The sequence below is a fragment of the Citrobacter sp. Cpo074 genome (genome assembly GCF_030332745.1).
In the GTDB taxonomy this organism is placed as follows: domain Bacteria; phylum Pseudomonadota; class Gammaproteobacteria; order Enterobacterales; family Enterobacteriaceae; genus Citrobacter; species Citrobacter portucalensis.
On the sequence record NZ_JAOWHG010000027.1, the window covers coordinates 1,164,509 to 1,186,658 of the forward strand.

Consider the following 22,150-nt stretch of genomic DNA (forward strand, 5'->3'; position numbering starts at 1 on the left):
GCCTGATGCGCTTAGCTTATCAGGCCTACAAACTGGACTGAGAGGACAGGCATGTTTCATCGCTTATGGACATTAATTCGCAAAGAGCTGCAATCGCTGTTACGCGAACCGCAGACGCGAGCTATTCTGATTTTACCGGTGCTGATTCAGGTTATCCTGTTCCCGTTCGCGGCAACGCTGGAAGTCACCAACGCCACTATCGCTATCTATAACGAAGACAACGGTAAACATTCGGTAGAGCTAACCCAGCGCTTCGCCCGCGCCAGCGCCTTTACGCATGTTCTGCTGTTGAAAAGCCCGCAGGAGATCCAGCCCACCATCGACACGCAAAAAGCCCTGCTACTGGTGCGTTTCCCGGCCAATTTTTCTCGTAATCTGGATACCTTCCAGCAGGCTCCCATGCAGATTATCCTCGACGGGCGAAACTCAAACAGCGCGCAAATTGCCGCGAATTACCTGCAGCAAATCGTTAAGGAGTATCAGCAGGAGCTGATGGACGGCAAGCCGAAACCGAACAACAGCGAGCTGGTGGTGCGTAACTGGTATAACCCGAATCTGGATTACAAATGGTTTGTGGTTCCGTCGCTGATCGCCATGATCACCACCATCGGCGTAATGATCGTTACTTCACTCTCGGTTGCCCGCGAGCGCGAGCAAGGCACGCTGGATCAACTGCTGGTTTCCCCGCTTACCACCTGGCAGATTTTTATCGGTAAAGCGGTGCCTGCGTTAATTGTGGCTACTTTTCAGGCCACCATTGTGCTGGCGATCGGCATCTGGGCTTATCACATTCCGTTTGCCGGTTCATTGGGGCTGTTCTATTTCACAATGGTGATTTACGGGCTGTCGCTGGTCGGCTTTGGTCTGCTGATTTCGTCACTGTGCGCCACCCAGCAGCAGGCGTTTATCGGGGTGTTTGTGTTTATGATGCCGGCGATTTTACTCTCGGGCTATGTCTCACCGGTAGAAAACATGCCGGTCTGGTTGCAGAATCTGACGTGGATAAACCCGATCCGCCATTTTACGGACATCACGAAACAGATTTACCTGAAAGATGCGAGTCTGCAGATTGTCTGGGGAAGCTTGTGGCCGCTATTAGTGATAGCGGCCACGACCGGATCAGCGGCGTATGCGATGTTTAGACGCAAGGTGATGTAGCTTTTTGTCTTTCGCCAGCAGCGAGACCACGGCGGGTCCGGCAAGGATGACCAGCCCCGCCAGTGCCAGCAAGACGTTGTTTTGCAGCACGCGTGACAGCAGCCACAGCACGATCATGGCGGCACCGAAATACCACGTCGTGGTCAACTCTTCCAGCACATCAGCCACGTCGCGCCAGCGCTGTTCGTGGTGACGTTGCAATGCAAGCATCAATAAAACGGTAACGCCGTACACGACGCACAATCCCAGGCCGACATGCACCAGTCTGCCGCTCATCCAGCCCATTACCAGCAACGCCACTACCAGTAAATGCAACACTATCTGCCAGCAACTTAGACCCGTTGCGACACGAACACGTTGTTGCCACCTCATGGCTATTCTCCTGAAGGATTTTCGACTAATTGTTCAGAGTACCGGACTTTACGGAAAATTCCGTAACACCGCATCTTTTTGTGACGACGACTACACTATTTTATTTAGGAAGTGACGCCAACGGGAGGTCCATGAGCGGATCGAGAGTTCAATTTTCATTCAATGTGCTCACCATTAATACTCACAAAGGGTTTACCGCCTTCAACCGGCGTTTTATTTTGCCTGAGCTACGGGAAGCCGTCAGAACCGTCGGCGCAGACATTGTGTGTCTGCAGGAAGTCATGGGGGCGCACGAAGCGCATTCGCTGCACATTGAGAACTGGCCGGATACCAGCCACTACGAATTTCTGGCAGACACAATGTGGAGCGACTTCGCCTACGGGCGTAACGCCGTGTACCCGCAGGGACATCACGGTAATGCGGTGCTGTCGCGGTATCCCATTGAGCATTATGAAAATCGTGATGTGTCAGTCGGCGCGAGTGAAAAGCGCGGAGTCCTTTACTGCCGCATCGTACCGCCAATGCTCTCCCTCCCCATTCATGTGATGTGTGTGCATCTCGGCCTACGTGAAGCTCACCGTCAGGCTCAGCTCTCGATGCTGGCAGACTGGGTTAACGCCCTGCCCAACGCGGAGCCCGTGGTGATTGCTGGAGATTTTAACGACTGGCGGCAAACGGCCAATCGCCCGTTGAAAGCCAAAGCTGGCCTTGACGAGATTTTTACCCGCGCCCACGGTCGCCCGGCGCGAACGTTTCCAGTGCAGTTTCCCCTGCTGCGCCTGGACAGGATCTATGTGAAAAACGCGAATGCCAGTACCCCAACGACGCTTGCGCTGCGTCACTGGCGACATTTGTCCGATCATGCCCCCCTGAGTGCGGAGATTCATTTATGAAATATGGCTGGCGTGAAGGCAATCAAATTCAACTGCTGGAAAACGGCGATCAATTCTACCCCGCCGTCTTTGACGCCATTGAGCAGGCACAGCAAAAAATTATCCTTGAGACTTTTATCTGGTTTGAAGATGCGGTAGGAAAACAGCTGCATGCCGCGTTGCTCGAAGCCGCCCGACGAGGAATCAAAGCAGAGGTGCTGCTGGATGGCTACGGCTCGCCGGATCTGAGCGACAGTTTTGTTGAAGAGCTGACCGTAGCCGGTGTTGTTTTCCGCTACTACGATCCGCGTCCGCGTCTTTTTGGAATGCGCACCAATCTCTTTCGCCGTATGCATCGAAAAATAGTGGTCATTGATGACCGTGTTGCCTTTGTCGGCGGCATCAATTACTCCGCTGAACATATGTCGGATTACGGCCCGGAGGCCAAGCAGGATTACGCCGTGCGCGTTGAAGGTCCAGTCGTTGCTGACATTCTGAACTTTGTACTGGAAAACCTGCCCGGGCAAAGCGCCGTACGACGCTGGTGGCGACGTCATCACCGGGCAATCGACAATCATCGCCCCGGCGAAGCGCAGGCGCTGTTTGTCTGGCGCGATAACGAAGAGCATCGCGATGATATTGAACGCCATTATCTTAAAATGCTGACCCAGGCCCGACGGGAAGTGATCATTGCCAATGCCTATTTCTTTCCCGGTTATCGCCTGCTGCATGCCCTGCGTAAAGCAGCACGACGCGGCGTTCGGGTAAAACTCATTGTGCAGGGTGAACCGGATATGCCGATTGTGAAAGTGGGTGCCCGCCTGCTGTACAACTATCTGGTTAAAGGTGGCGTCCATGTCTACGAATACCGCCGTAAACCTCTGCATGGCAAAGTGGCGCTGATGGACGATCACTGGGCGACGGTGGGCTCCAGCAATCTTGATCCGCTGAGCCTGTCGCTGAATCTGGAAGCGAATCTGATTATTCATGACCGCACGTTTAACCAGACCCTGCGCGACAACCTGAACCCTATTATTGCGCAGGACTGCAAGCGGGTAGATGAATCCATGCTGCCAAAACGCACCTGGTGGAACCTGACTAAAAGCGTGTTGGCCTTCCACTTTTTACGCCACTTCCCGGCGCTGGTCGGCTGGCTTCCGGCGCATACCCCGCATCTGGCCGAGGTAGAGCCGCCCGCGCAGCCCGCTCTGGAAACTCAGGACCGTATACAAACTGAGGATGCAGGAGGGAAACCCTGATGGCAAAAAATCACCGACGCTGGCGGTTAGCGAAAAAGATCCTCACATGGTTATTTTTTATTGCGGTGATCGTGTTGCTGGTCGTTTATGCCAGCAAAGTCAACTGGCAGGAAGTGTGGACGGTAATTCGCGATTACAACCGGATCGCCCTGCTCAGCGCCGTGGGGTTGGTGATCGTCAGTTATTTACTTTACGGTTGTTATGATCTGCTCGGGCGCTACTACTGCGGGCACAAGCTGGCAAAACGCCAGGTCATGTTGGTGTCGTTTATCTGTTACGCGTTCAACCTGACGTTAAGCACCTGGGTGGGCGGTATTGGGATGCGATATCGGCTCTACTCGCGTCTCGGGTTGCCGGGGGGCACAATAACGCGGATTTTTTCGCTGAGTATTACCACTAACTGGCTGGGCTATATTCTGCTGGGCGGTTTTATATTTACCTTCGGCGTCGTCGAACTGCCCGCTCACTGGTATATCGATGAAGGCACATTGCGCATTTTAGGCATAGCGCTGCTGCTGATTATTGTTGTTTATCTGTGGTTTTGCACCTTCGCTAAACATCGTCACATCACCATCAAGGGCCAAAAGCTGGTGCTCCCCTCCTGGAAATTTGCCCTCGCGCAGATGGCGATATCCGGGACTAACTGGATGGTTATGGGGGCGATTATCTGGTTGTTGCTGGGTCAGAATATTAACTATTTCTTCGTGCTTGGCGTGCTGCTGGTAAGCAGTATTGCCGGGGTTATTGTGCATATTCCGGCAGGGATCGGCGTGCTGGAGGCGGTGTTTATGGCGCTGCTGGCGGGAGAGAATACGTCTCAGGGCACGATCATTGCTGCCCTGCTCGCGTATCGCGTGCTGTACTATTTTATTCCGCTACTGCTGGCGCTGATGTGTTATTTGCTGTTGGAGAGTCGGGCGAAAAAGCTGCGGGTAAAAAACGAGAAGGCGATGGCGAAATGATGGTGCTTATAGTGCCGGATGCGGCTTAACGCCTTATCCGGCCTACTTTCGATACACAACTGTAGGCCGGATAAGCGCAGCGCCATCCGGCAACAGACAATTAACGACGATTGCCGAAAATACGCAGCAGCATCAGGAACAGGTTGATGAAGTCCAGATACAGCGTTAGGGCCCCAAGAATTGCGTATTTACGCAGATTGGAGCTGTCGCGCAGGTCGATCTGCTCACCGATATTTTTCAGCTTCTGCGTGTCATAGGCGGTCAGACCGACAAACACAATCACCCCGATATAGGTCACCGCCCACATCAGCGCTTCGCTCTTCAGCCAGAAGTTAACCAGCGAAGCCAGCACAATACCGATCAGCGCCATAAACAGCATATTGCCGAAGCCGCTCAGATCACGTTTGGTGGTGTAGCCATACAAACTCATGATCCCGAACATCCCGCCAGTGACCACGAAGGTGCTGGCGATAGACGAGTAGGTATAGACAATAAAGATGCTTGATAGCGTCAACCCGGTTAATGCCGAATAGAGCATAAACAGCGTGGTCGCCATACCCGCGCTCAGCCTTTGCACCATGCCGGACAGAACAAACACCAGCGCCAGTTGAGCGATGATCAGGCCAAAGAAGGTGATTTTGCTGGAGAAGACAAACATCATCACCGCGGGCGTATTTGCCGCATACCAGGCGATAAACGCCGTCAGCAATAGTCCGCAGGTCATCCAGCCGTACACCTGCGCCATATACGTTTGCAGGCCGGAACGGGCCTGTACAATAGAATCGGATCGTGGGAATCGGTCCATGACAATCTCCTGAATCAGTATGAGCCTACAACAATTGTACTCTACCAGCGTTTTGCTGCTAGCTTATCGCTGTCGCGGGCATCAACCCAGCGCTCACCTTCCGGCGTGGCCTCGCGTTTCCAGAACGGCGCGCGGGTTTTCAGGTAATCCATAATGAACTGCCCGGCATCAAACGCGCTGCTGCGATGCGCGCTGGTTACGCCAACAAAAACGATCTCGTCACCCGGCCACAGTTCGCCAATGCGATGGATCACCGTCACCCGACCCAGCGGCCAGCGCGAACGCGCTTCGTCGACAATCTCCGCCAGCGCTTTTTCGGTCATTCCCGGATAGTGTTCCAGCGTTAACGCCTTAACGCTGTCACCGAGATTGTGATTGCGCACTTTACCGGTGAAAGTGACTACCGCGCCGTCTTCATCGCGCTCTGCCAGCCAGGGATACTCATCCCCGACGCTGAACGGCGCATGGCCAACAACAATTCGCGTTTCAGCCATTTTAGCCTCCGGTTACCGGCGGGAAGAAAGCGACTTCATCACCCGCGTTAAGAGGATGGTCAAAACTGACCAGCGTCTGATTCACCGCCGCCAGCAGCTTGCCGTCTTCCAGCGCCAGCGCCCAGCGATCGCTTTGCGCCGCCAGATGCTTGCGCAGCGCTTCTACCGTTGCAAACTCGGCGGCAACTTCTAACGCATCGGTGTTCACCAGTTCCCGTACCTGAGCAAAGAAAAGAACCTTAATCATGTGCATCCACCTTAAAATCACCCGATTTGCCGCCGCTTTTTGCCAGCAAACGCACCGGACCAATCACCATATCCTTTTGCACCGCTTTGCACATATCGTAGATGGTCAACGCCGCCACGGAGGCTGCCGTTAACGCTTCCATTTCAACGCCGGTTTTACCGGTCAGGCGACACAGCGTTTCAATACGTACGCGATTGTGCTCCGGCTCGGCGTGCAAATTGACTTCGACCTTGCTCAACATCAGTGGGTGACACAGAGGGATAAGATCCCAGGTCCGTTTGGCAGCCTGAATACCGGCAATACGCGCCGTGGCGAAAACATCACCCTTATGGTGACTGCCGTCGATGATCATCGCCAGCGTTTCGCTACGCATGGTTACAAATGCTTCTGCACGCGCCTCGCGTACGGTTTCCGCTTTGGCGGAGACATCCACCATATGCGCTTCGCCAGCGGCGTTAATATGAGTCAGTTGCGACATACTTATTTCTTCAAATGTGGGTGGAAATTACACGGACGCGTACGGGCATCAAGCTGCGGCGCAATGATATTTTCCCAGGCAGTACGACACGCTTTGGTCGAACCCGGCATGGCAAAAATCAGCGTTTTATTGGCCACCCCGGCAATCGCGCGGGATTGCAGCGTCGCGGTGCCAATCTCTTCAAACGACAGCATACGGAATACTTCGCCAAACCCTTCGACTTCTCTGTCGAACAGCGGTTGCAGCGCTTCCGGCGCCTGGTCCCCTTCGGTTAAGCCAGTGCCACCGGTAATGAGCACCACCTGTACATCGTCACTGGCAATCCAGGCAGAAACCTGGGCGCGGATGGCGTAGCGGTTCTCTTTGACAATCGCCTTATCGACAATCTGATGACCCGCTTCTTGCGCCGAGTCACGCAGATAATGGCCGGAGGTGTCATCTTCTTCGCCGCGACGGTTGGAAACAGTAAGAATAGCAATGCGTGTCGGGATAAATTCAGCGCTTACCTGACTCATGAAAAACTCCTTTTAGCGATCAGCCGCCAATGTAAGATAAGTTTTGCGTAATACCGGTATTGTTCTGATGCAGGAAATGGGTCTGCTTTTTCTCCAGCAGCGCGGCTGAAATACGTTCTTCCAGCGCCGGTTGCTGAGCATCGTCTTCCAGCAAATCACGCAGGCTTACGCCGCCTTCACCAAATAAACACAGATGAAGCTTGCCGACAGAGGAAACGCGCAGACGATTACAGGTGGCGCAGAAGTCTTTCTCATAAGGCATGATCAGACCAATTTCGCCAACATAATCAGGATGACAGAAAACCTGAGCCGGGCCGTCGCTACGCTGTCGGATCTGGTGGATCCAGCCGCGACGCAGCAGCTCATCGCGCAGTACCTGTCCTGAAATATGGTGTTTACGGAAGAGAGAGCTGCCCTCGCCCGTTTCCATCAGTTCAATAAAACGCAGTTGGATTGGTCGAGGTTGGATCCACGCCAGGAAGGTGTCCAGTTGATGATGGTTTACGTCGCGCATCAGCACGGTGTTGACTTTCACTTTTTCAAAACCGGCATCAAAGGCAGCATCAATGCCTGCCATCACCTGCTGAAACTTGTCCTGTCCGGTAATGGCGTGAAACTGACGGGCGTCGAGGCTGTCGACGCTGACGTTGAGCGCGGTCAGTCCGGCATCGCGCCAGGCGGCGGCATCGCGCGCCAGACGATAACCATTGGTGGTTACCGCAATCTGGCGAATGGCGTCGTTTTCGCGCACGGCGGCGATAATGTCAGTGAAGTCGCGACGCAGTGAAGGTTCGCCCCCCGTCAGACGCACTTTTTCCGTTCCCAGACTGGCGAACGCACGCGTGACACGGCGAATTTCATCAACGGTTAAAAAGCCGTTATTGGTGACCCCGCCGGGCTTATAGCCATCCGGCAGGCAGTAGGTGCAACGAAAGTTACACACATCGGTAATCGACAAACGTAAGTAGTAAAACTTACGTGCGAAAGCATCGGTAAGTTGAGAGCCCATGTACACCTTTCCAAATACGGGAGACGTAGTCATTTCTTCCTGCGCCCTGGTGACAAACTTTTTCAAGTCTTGTCACGGCCAAAGCACCGTATCATTTGACCCAGGTGCAGAGGCTAGAGTGTTTATACTCATCATACTTCGAGTTGCAGATGCGTTGGCTTCCGGCAACTCAAATTTTTAAGAGTACTTTGTGGTTATGCCGATACTAGCGTGTAAATGGCGCTTTTGCCATGTACACTTTCGCTGTATAAATATGTATATAGCGACATGATCGTGCAATTTCGCTACAGAATAAGCAAAAATCACAGTTTTGCATTGATATACATCATCTTGCCATCAGGTGAGTGTCGTCAGAAAGGAGTAGATCGCAGAAAAAAATTACGGCAGATGCCGACTGAATAATTGCTGAAAACACGCTATTTACGTTACTGTAGCGCCGATCAATTGATATCAGGAAAATATATGCGCACTCGCACGCTGGCAGATTTGGACCGCGTTGTCGCTCTCGGCGGAGGGCATGGATTAGGACGCGTTCTCTCCTCTCTTTCCCCATTAGGTTCCCGCCTGACGGGTATCGTCACCACCACCGATAACGGCGGGTCGACAGGTCGTATTCGTCGCTCTGAAGGAGGGATTGCCTGGGGAGACATGCGTAACTGTCTGAACCAGTTAATTACCCAACCCAGCGTTGCATCCGCTATGTTTGAGTATCGTTTTGGCGGTAATGGCGAACTTTCCGGGCATAACCTCGGAAATCTAATGTTAAAGGCGCTCGATCACCTCAGCGTGCGGCCTCTGGAAGCTATCAATTTAATTCGTAGCCTGCTGAAAGTTGACGCACATTTAATTCCGATGTCGGAGCTGCCGGTGGATCTGATGGCCATTGATGACCAGGGACACGAAGTTTATGGCGAAGTGAATATCGATCAGCTCACCGTCCCACCTCAGGAACTGATGCTTTCGCCAAAAGTCCCGACTACACGGGAGGCCGTTGAGGCTATCGCTGAAGCGGATTTAATTTTGATAGGCCCCGGAAGTTTTTACACCAGCCTGATGCCGATTCTTTTACTCGATGAAATGTCACAGGCATTACGTCGCACACCGGCTCCGATGGTCTACATAGGCAATCTTGGGCGCGAATTAAGCCTGCCAGCAGCCAGCCTGACGCTTAGCGATAAGCTGGCCATTATTGAACAGTACGTCGGGAAGAAAGTGATTGATGCGGTGGTTGTGGGGCCGAAAGTGGATGCTTCCGCCGTTACCGACCGCGTTGTGATCCAGGAAGTGCTGGAAGCCAGCGATATTCCCTACCGTCATGACCGCCAGCTATTGCATAGTGCGCTGGAGAAAGCGGTGCAGGCGCTGGGCTGAACGGATTTGCCTGATGCGCTACGCTTATCAGGCCTACAAAACGAATTGCTCCGGCATCAAACAATGCCTGATGCGCTGCGCTTATCAGGCCTACAAAACGATTTGCTCCGGCATCAAACAATGCCTGATGCGCTTCGCTTATCAGGCCTACAAATCGATTTGCTCCGGCATCAAACAATGCCTGATGCGCTTCGCTTATCAGGCCTACAAATCGATTTGCTCCGACATCCGGCCTACGTACGCAATCTACCCCGTAGGTCGGATAAGGGGTTTACCCCGTATCCGACACCGCCTTACGATGCCGCAATAAACAACTCGCGCAACTGATGCAACTGGTCACGGATTGTCGCGGCCTCTTCAAACTCGAGATTCTGCGCGTGTTGCATCATCTGCCCTTCCAGCTCGTGAATCTTCTGCTGCAGCGCTTTTGGCGTCATATCCAGTTCGACAACCTCAGACTTCGCGCCTGCGCGTGACTTCCCTTTGCCTTTCGCTTTGGTCTTCGCAATATTCTGACCCAGCGCCAGAATATCGACCACTTTCTTGTTCAGCCCCTGCGGCGTAATACCGTGTTCTTCGTTATAGAGCTGCTGTTTCTCACGACGACGTTCGGTTTCACCAATCGCTTTAGCCATAGAGGCGGTAATTTTATCACCGTAAAGAATCGCCTTACCGTTGATGTTACGCGCCGCACGACCAATGGTCTGAATAAGTGACCGCTCAGAACGCAGGAACCCTTCTTTGTCTGCGTCCAGAATCGCCACCAGGGAGACCTCAGGCATGTCCAGACCTTCACGTAACAGGTTGATACCCACCAGCACGTCAAACTCGCCCAGACGCAGGTCACGAATGATTTCCATACGTTCCACGGTATCGATGTCAGAGTGCAGATAACGCACCCGTTCACCGTGCTCTTCAAGATACTCGGTGAGATCCTCCGCCATCCGTTTGGTCAGCGTGGTGACCAGCACACGTTCGTTAATCGCCGCACGGGTGCGGATCTCAGATAGCAGATCGTCAACCTGCGTAGCCACCGGGCGCACCTCAATGACCGGATCCAGCAGGCCGGTCGGTCTTACGACCTGATCGACCACATCATCACCGGATTTCTCCAGCTCATAGTTGCCCGGCGTCGCCGAAACATAGATGGTTTGCGGGGCCAGCGCTTCAAACTCTTCAAATTTAAGCGGACGGTTATCCAGCGCAGACGGCAGACGGAATCCGTATTCAACCAGGGTTTCTTTACGCGCCCGGTCACCGCGATACATGCCGCCAATTTGCGGGATAGTCACGTGAGATTCATCCACCACCAGCAGGCCATCGGCAGGCAGGTAATCAAACAGCGTCGGCGGCGGCTCGCCCGGACCACGCCCGGACAGATAGCGGGAATAGTTTTCAATCCCCGAGCAGTAACCCAGCTCGTTCATCATTTCCAGATCGAACTGGGTACGCTGACTTAAGCGCTGTTCTTCCAGCAGTTTGTTATTTGCCAACAGGACTTTTCGCCGCTCTGCCAGCTCAACCTTAATTTCTTCCATCGCCTGAACGATACGTTCGCGCGGCGTCACGTAGTGCGTTTTGGGATAGATGGTAAAGCGCGAAATAGTGGATTCGACCTGTCCGGTAAGCGGGTCAAACAGCGACAAACGTTCGACCTCTTCATCAAACAGTTCCACGCGCAACGCGATGTCGTCAGATTCCGCCGGGAATATGTCGATCACTTCACCGCGCACGCGGAAGGTCCCGCGCTGGAATGCCTGATCGTTACGGGTATATTGCAGCTCCGCCAGACGACGCAGGATCGCGCGCTGGTCGATAATCATCCCTACCGTCAGGTGCAGCATCATTTTCAGGTATAGATCCGGGTCACCCAGACCATAAATCGCGGAAACCGACGCCACGACGACGACATCCCGTCGCTCAAGCAACGCTTTGGTTGCTGACAGACGCATCTGCTCAATGTGTTCGTTAACCGAAGCATCCTTCTCGATGAAGGTGTCAGAACTTGGCACGTAGGCTTCCGGCTGATAATAGTCGTAGTAGGAGACGAAATACTCCACCGCGTTATCCGGGAAGAACTCTTTCATCTCACCGTACAACTGCGCGGCAAGCGTCTTATTGGGGGCCAGCACCATGGTAGGGCGCTGTAGGTCCGCAATCACGTTCGCGATGGTGAATGTTTTCCCCGACCCCGTCACCCCCAGCAACGTCTGATGCGCCAGACCATCCTCCAGACCTTCTTCCAGGCGACGTATCGCCTCAGGCTGATCGCCAGAGGGTTTAAAAGCGGAATTTAGTTTGAACGGTTTACTCATGAGCAGCTACCTGAAGCAATGGGCGGGCAGGTGTGTAATTTTACTCGCAGCAGTATATTTTGCCAGTAAAATATACTGGATGAAAAAACAGTAACGCGCCAGAATATTTCTGTTACGCCAGCAAAATGGCCGTGACTACAGGCTAAAATTTGTCCGCAGGCGAGATAAAACACCAGCAAAAATGTGTTATCCCCAAACCAATGACTTTTTTAACATTTGTCAAGCTACCCGATGAAAGTTTTGTGGCAACACATGACACTTCTGCGACAGCCATTGCATTTATCTAACACACTGTAATTTAATGACTATTATCTCAAGCCGTCTTTCGCATCAATTTAGTCGCAGGCCGCGTCTTCTCTCGCTTACCTTGTGTTTTCTAACTCTAATACACAAGGTTATCCACAGGAATAGTGGATAACTGCCTCCAGCCCGTACGGACTGTAGCCTGGCAAAAACGTCCTGATGATCTTTTCTGGTGGGATAAAAAAAAATTATCGCTATTTTTTGATATTTATCAGCTAACGAAGCGACCTGGGATGGCCGAGATCTTGCTCGCATTTTCATCATTTTCCTGCCTGCACCATCACAACGCCACCAGGCACTGACAATGTGCACACTGCGGCGCTCATCCACAACAAGCCGGATACCGCAACCCGCTCAATACGCTATTCTGCTGTATTTTCCCCTAATTCCGCTTCTGGCAAGAGATTTGCAGTTTTCTCCCGACCATCAGCCCGCAAGGCGGATATCATCATGAGGGAGAAATCTATGTTGAGTCTTCGTGCAGTGAATCACTATTACGGTAATCAACACTCGCTTTGGGATGTCGATCTCGACCTGTTGCCCGGTAAATGTACCGCCGTGCTGGGTCTTCCAGGGATGGGAAAAACCACGCTGGCCAATTGCATCATCGGCAATTTACCGATTGAGAGCGGAACCATGTTCTGGCATCAGGCTGGCGCACCACCTTGCGATCTGCTTCAGATTCCGGCGGCAAAGCGCATTGCGCTGGGTATTAACTGTGTATCACAGGAACGGCGAATTTTTTCGCAGCTGACGGTAGAGGAAAATCTGCACATTGCGCGCCAGGCGGTCGAGGAAAGCGAAGCGATGAACAGCAGCGATATTTACCGCCTGTTTCCGCAGCTGTTTGTACTGCGTCAGGCCAAAGGGGTGGCATTGTCAGAGGAAAATCAGCACCAGCTTGCACTCGCCAGTGCGCTGGTCACTCGCCCGCGCCTGCTGATTCTCGATGAGCCGACACGAGGAAGTGGCCAGGCGTATATCCACAAACTGGGGAATCTGATTGTGAGGCTAAGCCAGGAGCTTGGCATCGCCATTATGCTCGCGGAGCAGAGCCTGCCGTTCATTCGTCGGGTCGCCGACTGCTATTGCTTGTTACATCGTGGCCGCAACGTGGCTCAAGGACAAATAACACAATTCAGCGACCCGCTAATCAACGACTGGTGGATGCCAGAGACAAAACGCTAAGATCGATATAACGACCTGTCGATGCTCGTTCCGGCTCTTCTGCCAGCCAGGGTATTTCCCCCAGTAGCGGAGCCGCAAGCGCACGCTTTAGCGTCGCCATATATTCAGCATGACGCTTGCCAGGTGGCATCACATCATTGGCAACCCATCCGGCGAGCGTCAGCCCGGCCTGCTGCACCGCCTGGGCGGTCAAAATGGCATGGTTGATACAACCGAGCTTAACGCCAACCACCAGAATCACCGGCAGTTGTTCCGCTTTTACCCAGTCAGAAAAACTCAGCGTTGGTGAAAGTGGCGTAAACCATCCGCCTGCTCCTTCCACCAATACCCAGTCAGCCTGTTCTTCAAGCAAGCGTAAACCCGCAGACATCACTGAAGCCTGAATGGGGCGTCCTTCGTCAGCACTGATGATATGCGGTGAGGTAGGTTCGGCGAAGGTATACGGATTGATGGCCGCATAATCCACTGCCACAACGCTGTTGCGCTGTAGAGCCAGCGCATCGCTGTTTCGTAGACCTTCAGCCGTCATTTCACTGCCTGACGCCACCGGCTTATAGCCGACCGTTCGCAACCCCAGCTGTCCCGCCGCCTGAAGCAACGCACAGCTGGCGATAGTTTTACCTACTTCGGTGTCCGTCCCGGTGACAAAATATGTGTTAGTCACGTTGAATTACTCCCAAAAAAAGATGATAGGTCAGCGGATATTTACCCTGCTGACAGGGCCAGGCGAGCTGTAACTGGCGCAACTGCGAGCGGGTCAGCACACGCTGCTCGCGTCCATCATGCAAATGCGTCGCGCCAATGCCCTTTAGCGAGCGCATGGCACTCAGCGCATCGTCAAACCACAGCGTGACGGCATGAGACTGGTATTCAACGTCCCAGCCGCACAGAGCGTTTTCCAGTTGCTCCACGGGCAAAAAACGGTTGGCGTGCTCCCGATCATCAACCGCTCTCCACGCCTGACGAAGTTCCGGCATCGACCCTTGCGCCAGCGTACTAAACGCCACCGTCCCGCCAGGACGCACCACCCGGTATAGCTCGCGTAACGCGCCGCGCAGGTCGTTGCACCACTGCACGGCCAGATTGCTCCAGGCCAGATCGAAAGTGGCAGCGGCCAGCGGAATGGCTTCGATATCCGCCAGCAGATAGTGATGGGCGACATCGTGACGCTGCGCTTGCGTAAGCATTTGCGCCGACAGATCCAGCGCACAGACCTCGCTCCCCTGCTCCCGCCAGTAACGACTCATACGCCCAGGCCCACAGCCCGCGTCCAAAACCCGTGAGAACGCCCGGCCATTGAGTTGCGCCAGTAACGCATCGGCGCTCTGACGCTGAAGCTCCGCATGTTGCTCATAGTGCGTGGCCGCGCGACCAAACGCAGCGGCAATCGCCTGCTTATTGACCTGCGCCATGCAGCACCTCCAGTAAGTTGTCGATATCCTGGACTTCATGCGCCTGGGTCAGCGTAATCCGCAGCCTGGCCGTCCCAACCGGCACCGTCGGTGGACGAATCGCCGTCACCCAGCACCCCTGTTGCCGTAACGTCTGTGCCAGTTGCAAGGCTTTATGATTGTCGCCAACGATCAGCGGTTGAATAGCGCTGTCTGAATGTGCCAGCGTCAAATCCGTAGTATTCACTCCTGCGCGAAAACGCTGGATCAGCATCGCCAGCTTTTCTCTGCGCTCATCGCCTTCGCGGCTGCGGATCACCGCCAGCGCGGCGCGCAAGGCCTGAGCCTGGGCTGGCGGCATGCTGGTGCTGTAGATCAGATGACGGGCAAACTGCAGCAGATAATCGGCCACGCTATCAGAACACAGGATCGCCGCACCGCTGACGCCGAACCCTTTGCCAAATGTCACCACCAACAGCTCAGGTTTCACCTGCTGTCGGGAGCACGAACCACGCCCTTCCTCACCGCTTACGCCAATCCCATGCGCATCATCCACCAGCAGCCACGCGCCCTGCCGTTTCGCCACCACGTGGATTTCTGCCAGCGGCGCGCTGTCGCCATCCATGCTGAACACGCCTTCGGTGATCACCAGCTGCTGCCCCGGACAGGGGGCTGTCAGCAGACGATCCAGATGTTGCGAGTCGTTATGAGTAAAGCGACGTAACACGGCAGGGCTAAGACTGGCAGCCTCCAGCAGCGAGGCATGGCTGAGCCTGTCGGCAACAATCTTGTCATCTTTTCCCATCAGTGCGGCAATGACCGCCTGATTGGCGGCAAAACCAGAGATGAACAACAGCGCCCGGGAATAGCCGAGCCACTGCGCCAGGTCTTCTTCCAGCGCCTGATGAGCAACGGAATAACCGCTGACATGGCCCGAGCCGCCACTGCCGACGCCAAAATGCTCAGCGCCCTGCTGCCACGCGCAGATAATCTGCGGATGGTGGCTTAAGCCGAGGTAGTCGTTGCTGGAGAAATTCAGATACTGGCGACCGTCGGCCTGCAGCCAGCGCCCGGCACCCTGCGTCACTGCATAGCGCTGACGCAACGCATCAGCACGACGACGCGCTGTTAGCGCATCGTCAATTTTTTGCTGCCAGGTCATACGGTTGCCGCGTTGTAGTAATCGTCGGTATCCGGGGTACGCAGCGCCTGCTCCAGACGTTGTTGCTGTTCGTTATCGCCCGCCAGTACCGCCGTTTGCTGCGGGTTAAGACCCAGCTTGCGAAATAACAGCAAATCCTTATCTTCGTTCGGGTTCGGAGTGGTCAGCAGTTTGCAGCCGTAGAAAATCGAGTTGGCCCCGGCCATAAAGCACATCGCCTGGGTTTGTTCGTTCATCTGCTCGCGCCCGGCAGAAAGACGCACGTATGAGGTCGGCATCATGATACGCGCCACGGCGATAGTACGAATAAAATCAAAAGCATCTACGTCGTCGTTATCGGCAAGCGGCGTGCCCTTCACTTTCACCAGCATGTTGATCGGCACGCTTTCCGGCGGCGTCGGCAGATTCGCTAATTGCAGCAGCAGACCCGCGCGGTCGGTCACCGTTTCGCCCAGCCCAACAATCCCGCCGGAGCAAACTTTAATGCCCGCCTCGCGCACTTTATCCAGCGTATCCAGGCGCTCCTGGTACGAGCGGGTGGTGATGATATTGCCGTAAAATTCCGGCGAGGTGTCGAGGTTGTGGTTGTAGTAGTCCAGACCCGCATTGGCCAGGCGCTGGGCCTGAGATTCGTCCAGCGTGCCCAGCGTCATACAGGCTTCCAGCCCCAGTTCTTTCACGCCCTGAACCATTTGTTCCAGGTACGGCATATCGCGCTCATGCGGGTTCTTCCACGCCGCGCCCATGCAAAACCGCGTTGAACCGGCCTGCTTCGCCTTACGTGCCGAGTCCAGTACCTGTTCAACCTCCATCAACCGTTCTGTTTCCAGACCGGTTTTATAGCGGGAGCTTTGCGGGCAGTATTTGCAATCTTCCGGGCAAGCACCGGTCTTAATCGACAGCAGCGTACTAACTTGTACCTGCTGCGGATCGAAATGCTGACGATGAACCTGCTGCGCTTCAAACAGCAGATCCAACAGCGGTTTTTCAAATAATTCGGTGACTTGCGACATTGTCCAGCGAGAAGAATGAGCCATATTGGTATACGTTTCGTTGTTAGTTTGGTGTAGACTCGTAAACCTAAATCTTTTTAATTTGGTTTACAAGTCGATTATGACAACGGACGATCTTGCGTTTGACCAACGCCATATCTGGCACCCATACACCTCCATGACCTCCCCGTTGCCGGTTTATCCGGTGGCGCGTGCCGAAGGTTGCGAACTGATCTTAGCCAGCGGTGAGAAGCTGATTGACGGCATGTCATCCTGGTGGGCGGCAATCCACGGTTACAATCACCCGCAGCTGAACGCCGCGATGAAAACGCAGATTGATGCCATGTCGCATGTAATGTTTGGCGGCATTACCCATGCCCCGGCCATTGCGCTGTGCCGCCAGTTGGTGGCGATGACCCCAGAGGCGCTGGAGTGCGTTTTTCTCGCGGATTCAGGGTCGGTCGCAGTAGAAGTTGCAATGAAAATGGCGCTGCAATACTGGCAGTCTAAAGGCGAATCCCGCCAGCGTTTCCTGACATTTCGTAATGGTTATCATGGTGATACCTTCGGCGCGATGTCGGTCTGCGATCCTGACAACTCAATGCACAGTCTGTGGAAGGGGTACCTGCCGGAGAACCTGTTTGCCCCAGCCCCACAAAGCCGCATAGGCGGCGAGTGGGACGAACTGGATATGGTGCCTTTTGCCCGTCTGATGGCCGCGCATCGCCACGAAATTGCGGCGGTGATCCTAGAGCCAATCGTACAGGGCGCTGGCGGTATGCGCATGTATCATCCCGAATGGTTAAAACGCATCCGTAAGATGTGCGACCGTGAAGGGATCCTGCTGATTGCCGATGAAATCGCCACCGGATTTGGTCGTACAGGCAAGCTGTTTGCCTGCGAGCATGCCGACATCACTCCGGACATTTTATGCCTGGGCAAAGCGTTAACCGGCGGAACGATGACCCTTTCTGCAACCCTCACCACCCGCCAGGTTGCGGAAACCATCAGCAACGGTGAAGCCGGATGCTTCATGCACGGCCCGACCTTTATGGGCAATCCGTTGGCCTGCGCCGTCGCCTCCGCCAGCCTGTCGTTAATCGAAACCGGCGAGTGGCGCGCACAAGTAGCGGCCATTGAAGCGCAACTGCGGGCAGAACTCGCCCCGGCGGTAGATTCCTGCTGGGTCGCGGACGTACGCGTGCTCGGCGCCATCGGCGTCATCGAAACCACCCATCCGGTGAATATGGCAGCGTTACAGAAGTTCTTTGTCGAACAGGGCGTGTGGATAAGACCGTTTGGCAAGCTCATCTACCTGATGCCGCCGTACATTATCCAGCCCGATCAGTTACGTCGCCTGACGCAGGCCGTGAACGAGGCTGTGCGCAATGCAACATTTTTTAGCGATTAATCAGCGGTAAGCTCTGCGGTTTCTGGCTACACTTTTTGGCTAACGAGAGGAGTCAGCATGAAACTAATCAGTAACGATTTGCGCGATGGCGATAAGCTTGGGCATCGCCACGTCTTTAACGGCATGGGGTATGACGGGGATAATATTTCCCCCCACCTGGCGTGGGATGACGTACCCGCAGGAACCAAAAGCTTTGTCGTGACCTGCTTTGATCCTGATGCGCCAACCGGCTCCGGCTGGTGGCATTGGGTGGTGGTAAATCTGCCGGCTGATACCCGCGTACTCCCACAAGGATTCGGCTCCGGGCTGGTTGCACTGCCGGATGGGGTGATTCAGACCCGTACAGATTTTGGTAAAGCCGGTTATGGCGGCGCTGCGCCGCCGAAGGGTGAAACCCACCGCTATATCTTTACGGTTCACGCCCTGGATGTGGAGCGTATTGATGTCGATGAAGGTGCCAGCGGCGCGATGGTTGGATTTAACGTCCATTTCCACTCGCTCGCCAGCGCCTCGATTACGGCGATGTTTAGCTAAGCTGTGTTGTGCCGGATGTCGGCTTCGCCTCATCCGGCCTACAAAGCAGACCGTAGGCCTGATAAGACGCGTCAGCGTCGATATCAGGCAATTTTCTACAGAAATTCAGGCAGCAATTGCAGCAACGTTCCTTGCGCTAACAGCTCGGTCGCGCACTCAATATCCGGGGCAAAAAAGCGATCCTGCGTGTAGTGTGCAACCTGCTCGCGCAGCGCCTGTCGCGCCTGCTCCAGCAACGGACTGGAGGTTAACCCTTCACGCAGGTCAATCCCCTGACACGCCGCCAGCCACTCCACGGCAATCACACCGCGCGTATTTGCTGCCATCTCCCACAGTCTGCGTCCCGCCGCCGGAGCCATAGAAACATGATCTTCCTGGTTGGCGGATGTCGGCAAGCTGTCCACGCTGTGCGGATGCGCCAGCGCTTTGTTCTCGCTCGCCAGCGCGGCGGCGGTTACCTGAGCAATCATAAAACCGGAGTTAACCCCGCCATTTTTCACCAGGAACGGCGGCAACTGCGACATATGTTTGTCCATCATCAGCGCAATGCGCCGCTCTGACAACGAGCCGATTTCCGCAATCGCCAGCGCCAGATTATCTGCCGCCATCGCCACCGGTTCAGCATGGAAATTCCCACCGGAGATCACATCGCCCTCTTCGGCAAACACCAGCGGGTTGTCGGAAACCGCGTTGGCTTCAACCAGCAGAACATCCATCACCTGGCGCATTTGTGTCAGACACGCCCCCATCACCTGTGGCTGACAGCGCAGAGAATACGGGTCCTGCACCTTTTCACAGTTATGATGCGACTGCGAAAGCGCGCTGGAGTCGGTCAACACATGACGGTATAGCGTTGCGGCATCAATCTGCCCACGCTGCCCTCGCGCGGCATGAATACGCGCGTCAAACGGACGACGGGAGCCCAGCACGGCTTCTGTGGTCAGCGCCCCGCACACCGTTGCAGACGCAAACAGTTCCTGAGCTTCAATTAACCCGCGCAGTGCAAAGGCGGTGGAAGCCTGAGTGCCGTTGAGCAGCGCCAGTCCCTCTTTCGCCTCCAGCGTGATCGGCTCCAGTCCGGCCTTTTTCAGCGCGTCGGTAGCCGGGAGCCATTCCCCCTGCCAGCGCGCTTTACCTTCGCCCAGTAGCGTCAACGACATATGTGCCAGCGGCGCCAGGTCGCCCGATGCGCCCACCGACCCTTTCGCCGGGATCAGTGGATACACCTCGGCATTCACCAGCGCAATCAGCGCTTCAATCACGCTCAAACGAATGCCGGAAAAACCGCGCGCCAGGCTGTTGATTTTCAGCACCATAATCAGGCGAACCATTGCGTCATCCAGCGCCTCGCCAACGCCTGCCGCATGGGAAAGCACCAGCGAACGCTGTAAATTCTGCAAATCTTCCGTGGCGATACGGGTCTGAGCCAACAGGCCAAAGCCGGTATTAATGCCATACGCCGTACGGCCTTCAGCGACAATATTATTGACGCAGGCGACGCTGGCGTTGATTGCATCAATCGCCCCGGCATCCAGGTTCAGTTTGACCGGCTGCTGCCAGATTTCACGTAGCTGGGTAAAACTCAGATGGCCCGGGGTGAGTGTCATGGTGTTCATATCAGTGTTTCTCCTGCGTCGCAGCAATCATTGGCAAATTCAGCCCTTCTTCAACGGCGCACTCCACCGCAATGTCATACCCGGCGTCGGCGTGGCGCATCACCCCGGTAGCCGGATCGTTATGTAATACCCGGGCGATGCGCGCCGCGGCCTCATCGGTACCATCGCAAACAATCACCATCCCGGCATGCTGAGAGAAGCCCATGCCAACCCCGCCGCCATGATGAAGCGACACCCAGGTTGCTCCGCTGGCGGTGTTAAGCAGCGCGTTCAACAGCGGCCAGTCGGATACGGCGTCTGAACCGTCGCGCATAGCTTCTGTTTCGCGGTTTGGGCTGGCAACAGAACCGGAGTCCAGATGATCACGGCCAATAACAATCGGCGCGGATACTTCACCGCAGCGCACCATTTCATTAAACGCCAGCCCCAGCTTTTGTCGCCACTCCAGGCCGACCCAGCAGATACGCGCTGGTAAGCCCTGGAAGTTAATCCGCTCACGCGCCATATCCAGCCAGTGATGAAGGTGCTTATCATCAGCCACGATCTCTTTCACTTTGGCATCTGTCTTATAAATATCCTGCGGATCGCCCGACAGCGCCACCCAACGGAACGGGCCTATGCCGCGACAGAACAGGGGGCGAATATAAGCAGGTACGAATCCCGGGAAATCAAAGGCATTTTCCACGCCCATCTCTTTGGCCATCTGGCGAATGTTGTTGCCGTAATCAAACGTCGGCACACCCATTTTGCTAAACGCCAGCATCGCCTCAACGTGCGTTGCCATTGAACGTTTCGCCGCCTGCACCGTGCCCTGAGGATCGGACACCGCTTTTGCCTGATACTCTTCCCAACTCCAGCCGCACGGCAGATAACCATGCAGCGGATCGTGGGCGCTGGTCTGGTCGGTGACCATATCCGGGCGCACACCGCGCTTCACCAGTTCCGGCACAACGTCGGCGGCATTAGCACACAGCGCAATGGAGACGGCTTTACCCTCGCGGGTGTATTTGTCGATACGCGCCAGCGCATCGTCAAGCGATGTCGCCTGCTCGTCGACGTAACGGGTACGCAGACGGAAATCAATTCGGCTTTGCTGGCATTCAATGTTCAGCGAACACGCACCCGCAAGTGTAGCGGCTAGCGGTTGTGCTCCTCCCATGCCGCCCAGCCCGGCGGTCAGCACCCAGCGTCCGCTGAGGTTACCCTGATAATGCTGACGCCCGGCCTCAACGAAAGTTTCATAAGTCCCCTGCACGATGCCCTGGCTGCCGATGTAGATCCAGCTCCCGGCGGTCATCTGGCCGTACATCGCCAGCCCTTTGGCGTCCAGTTCGTTGAAGTGTTCCCAGGTAGCCCAATGTGGCACCAGGTTGGAGTTGGCAATCAGCACGCGCGGTGCGTTGTCGTGAGTTTTGAATACGCCTACCGGTTTACCAGACTGGACCAGCAGAGTTTCATCGGTCTCCAGTTTGGTCAGCGCATTGACGATGGCGTCATAACATTCCCAGTCCCGCGCGGCGCGGCCAATCCCACCGTATACCACCAGCTCATGCGGATTTTCCGCCACATCGGGATCCAGATTATTCATTAACATGCGCAGCGGCGCTTCGGTCAGCCAGCTTTTGGCCGTTAAGGTGGTGCCGCGTGGGGCACGAATATCCTGCTGACGATATTTGCTATGGGACATGACAGAAAA

The 22,150-nt window shown here is 55.0% G+C and carries 22 protein-coding genes and 1 riboswitch; of the genes, 8 read left to right on the plus strand and 14 right to left on the minus strand.

Annotated features, from left to right (window positions below; translation table 11 throughout):
- The first annotated feature begins 51 nt into the window (after window positions 1-51).
- A complete protein-coding gene (locus tag OGX83_RS10230; RefSeq protein WP_008784194.1) occupies window positions 52-1,158 on the plus strand; it encodes an ABC transporter permease in 1,107 nt (368 codons plus the stop codon).
- On the opposite strand, the gene OGX83_RS10235 is transcribed toward OGX83_RS10230, so the two are convergent.
- The gene (locus OGX83_RS10235; protein ID WP_003831542.1) at window positions 1,120-1,530 is read right to left on the minus strand and encodes a YbhQ family protein; all 411 of its coding nucleotides are present in this window, start codon (window positions 1,528-1,530) and stop codon (window positions 1,120-1,122) included. The genes OGX83_RS10230 and OGX83_RS10235 overlap by 39 nt on opposite strands.
- A 131-nt stretch (window positions 1,531-1,661) precedes the next feature.
- On the opposite strand from OGX83_RS10235, the gene OGX83_RS10240 reads away from it, so the two are divergent.
- The 3 genes from OGX83_RS10240 to OGX83_RS10250 are packed head-to-tail and all read left to right on the plus strand — an operon-like array spanning window position 1,662 to window position 4,623.
- A complete protein-coding gene (locus OGX83_RS10240; RefSeq protein WP_057066507.1) occupies window positions 1,662-2,423 on the plus strand; it encodes an endonuclease/exonuclease/phosphatase family protein in 762 nt (253 codons plus the stop codon).
- Entirely contained in the window at window positions 2,420-3,661 is a 1,242-nt protein-coding gene (clsB, locus tag OGX83_RS10245) for a cardiolipin synthase ClsB (RefSeq protein ID WP_103284922.1), read from the plus strand. Before OGX83_RS10240 ends, clsB begins: the two co-directional genes overlap by 4 nt.
- Complete coding sequence (locus OGX83_RS10250; protein WP_103284921.1) at window positions 3,661-4,623, plus strand: lysylphosphatidylglycerol synthase domain-containing protein; 963 nt, start codon at window positions 3,661-3,663, stop codon at window positions 4,621-4,623. The genes clsB and OGX83_RS10250 overlap by 1 nt, the downstream gene beginning before the upstream one ends.
- Window positions 4,624-4,723: 100 nt before the next feature.
- On the opposite strand, the gene OGX83_RS10255 is transcribed toward OGX83_RS10250, so the two are convergent.
- The 6 genes from OGX83_RS10255 to moaA all read right to left on the minus strand — a co-directional run bounded on the left by OGX83_RS10255 (window position 4,724) and on the right by moaA (window position 8,171).
- Complete coding sequence (locus OGX83_RS10255) at window positions 4,724-5,428, minus strand: Bax inhibitor-1/YccA family protein (RefSeq protein WP_003831536.1); 705 nt, start codon at window positions 5,426-5,428, stop codon at window positions 4,724-4,726.
- Window positions 5,429-5,469: 41 nt separating this feature from the next.
- Window positions 5,470-5,922 carry a molybdopterin synthase catalytic subunit MoaE gene (moaE, locus tag OGX83_RS10260; protein WP_008784190.1) on the minus strand — a complete coding sequence of 151 codons (453 nt, stop codon included), beginning with the start codon at window positions 5,920-5,922 and terminating at the stop codon, window positions 5,470-5,472.
- A 1-nt stretch (window position 5,923) separates the two neighbouring features.
- Complete coding sequence (gene moaD, locus OGX83_RS10265; protein ID WP_003831530.1) at window positions 5,924-6,169, minus strand: molybdopterin synthase sulfur carrier subunit; 246 nt, start codon at window positions 6,167-6,169, stop codon at window positions 5,924-5,926.
- Window positions 6,162-6,647 (minus strand): cyclic pyranopterin monophosphate synthase MoaC, encoded by a 486-nt coding sequence (gene moaC, locus OGX83_RS10270; RefSeq protein ID WP_003035188.1) that lies wholly within the window; start codon window positions 6,645-6,647, stop codon window positions 6,162-6,164. The genes moaD and moaC overlap by 8 nt, the downstream gene beginning before the upstream one ends.
- 2 nt (window positions 6,648-6,649) lie before the next feature.
- Window positions 6,650-7,162: a molybdenum cofactor biosynthesis protein B gene (gene moaB, locus OGX83_RS10275; protein WP_003035187.1), complete on the minus strand. Its 513-nt coding sequence runs from the start codon at window positions 7,160-7,162 to the stop codon at window positions 6,650-6,652.
- Window positions 7,163-7,181: 19 nt separating this feature from the next.
- Window positions 7,182-8,171, minus strand: coding sequence for a GTP 3',8-cyclase MoaA (gene moaA, locus OGX83_RS10280; RefSeq protein ID WP_032934386.1), 990 nt, complete (start codon window positions 8,169-8,171; stop codon window positions 7,182-7,184).
- A riboswitch (molybdenum cofactor riboswitch) is annotated at window positions 8,159-8,304 on the minus strand. Its footprint overlaps the gene before it by 13 nt.
- Before the next feature lie 329 nt (window positions 8,305-8,633).
- Between moaA and yvcK the strand changes: the two genes are divergently transcribed.
- A complete protein-coding gene (yvcK, locus tag OGX83_RS10285) occupies window positions 8,634-9,542 on the plus strand; it encodes a uridine diphosphate-N-acetylglucosamine-binding protein YvcK (protein ID WP_003831525.1) in 909 nt (302 codons plus the stop codon).
- A 293-nt stretch (window positions 9,543-9,835) separates the two neighbouring features.
- Here the strand turns inward: yvcK and uvrB are convergent, their stop codons facing one another.
- Window positions 9,836-11,857 (minus strand): excinuclease ABC subunit UvrB, encoded by a 2,022-nt coding sequence (uvrB, locus tag OGX83_RS10290; RefSeq protein ID WP_008784186.1) that lies wholly within the window; start codon window positions 11,855-11,857, stop codon window positions 9,836-9,838.
- Between the two features lie 768 nt (window positions 11,858-12,625).
- Here uvrB and OGX83_RS10295 point away from each other — a divergent pair.
- The gene (locus OGX83_RS10295) at window positions 12,626-13,348 is read left to right on the plus strand and encodes an ABC transporter ATP-binding protein (protein ID WP_008784184.1); all 723 of its coding nucleotides are present in this window, start codon (window positions 12,626-12,628) and stop codon (window positions 13,346-13,348) included.
- Here the strand turns inward: OGX83_RS10295 and bioD are convergent.
- Genes bioD through bioB form a run of 4 tightly spaced genes read right to left on the minus strand, consistent with a single transcriptional unit; the run spans window position 13,314 to window position 16,938 of the window.
- Window positions 13,314-14,012 (minus strand): dethiobiotin synthase, encoded by a 699-nt coding sequence (bioD, locus tag OGX83_RS10300; protein WP_071445157.1) that lies wholly within the window; start codon window positions 14,010-14,012, stop codon window positions 13,314-13,316. The two genes, OGX83_RS10295 and bioD, sit on opposite strands and share 35 nt — an antisense overlap.
- Window positions 14,005-14,760, minus strand: coding sequence for a malonyl-ACP O-methyltransferase BioC (gene bioC / locus OGX83_RS10305; RefSeq protein WP_286587995.1), 756 nt, complete (start codon window positions 14,758-14,760; stop codon window positions 14,005-14,007). The genes bioD and bioC overlap by 8 nt, the downstream gene beginning before the upstream one ends.
- Complete coding sequence (gene bioF / locus OGX83_RS10310) at window positions 14,744-15,901, minus strand: 8-amino-7-oxononanoate synthase (RefSeq protein ID WP_258735711.1); 1,158 nt, start codon at window positions 15,899-15,901, stop codon at window positions 14,744-14,746. Before bioF ends, bioC begins: the two co-directional genes overlap by 17 nt.
- Complete coding sequence (bioB, locus tag OGX83_RS10315) at window positions 15,898-16,938, minus strand: biotin synthase BioB (protein WP_008784180.1); 1,041 nt, start codon at window positions 16,936-16,938, stop codon at window positions 15,898-15,900. Before bioB ends, bioF begins: the two co-directional genes overlap by 4 nt.
- Window positions 16,939-17,014: 76 nt before the next feature.
- Here bioB and bioA point away from each other — a divergent pair, with 76 nt between their 5' ends.
- Together bioA and OGX83_RS10325 are read left to right on the plus strand one after the other, a co-directional pair.
- Window positions 17,015-18,304: an adenosylmethionine--8-amino-7-oxononanoate transaminase gene (gene bioA, locus OGX83_RS10320; RefSeq protein WP_286587999.1), complete on the plus strand. Its 1,290-nt coding sequence runs from the start codon at window positions 17,015-17,017 to the stop codon at window positions 18,302-18,304.
- A 57-nt stretch (window positions 18,305-18,361) separates the two neighbouring features.
- Window positions 18,362-18,838: a kinase inhibitor gene (locus OGX83_RS10325; RefSeq protein WP_008784178.1), complete on the plus strand. Its 477-nt coding sequence runs from the start codon at window positions 18,362-18,364 to the stop codon at window positions 18,836-18,838.
- A 95-nt stretch (window positions 18,839-18,933) separates the two neighbouring features.
- On the opposite strand, the gene hutH is transcribed toward OGX83_RS10325, so the two are convergent.
- Together hutH and hutU are read right to left on the minus strand one after the other, a co-directional pair.
- Window positions 18,934-20,454 carry a histidine ammonia-lyase gene (gene hutH / locus OGX83_RS10330; RefSeq protein WP_111465897.1) on the minus strand — a complete coding sequence of 507 codons (1,521 nt, stop codon included), beginning with the start codon at window positions 20,452-20,454 and terminating at the stop codon, window positions 18,934-18,936.
- A gap of 1 nt (window position 20,455) precedes the next feature.
- Window positions 20,456-22,141: a urocanate hydratase gene (gene hutU, locus OGX83_RS10335; RefSeq protein WP_174770541.1), complete on the minus strand. Its 1,686-nt coding sequence runs from the start codon at window positions 22,139-22,141 to the stop codon at window positions 20,456-20,458.
- Between the last annotated feature and the right edge of the window lie 9 nt (window positions 22,142-22,150).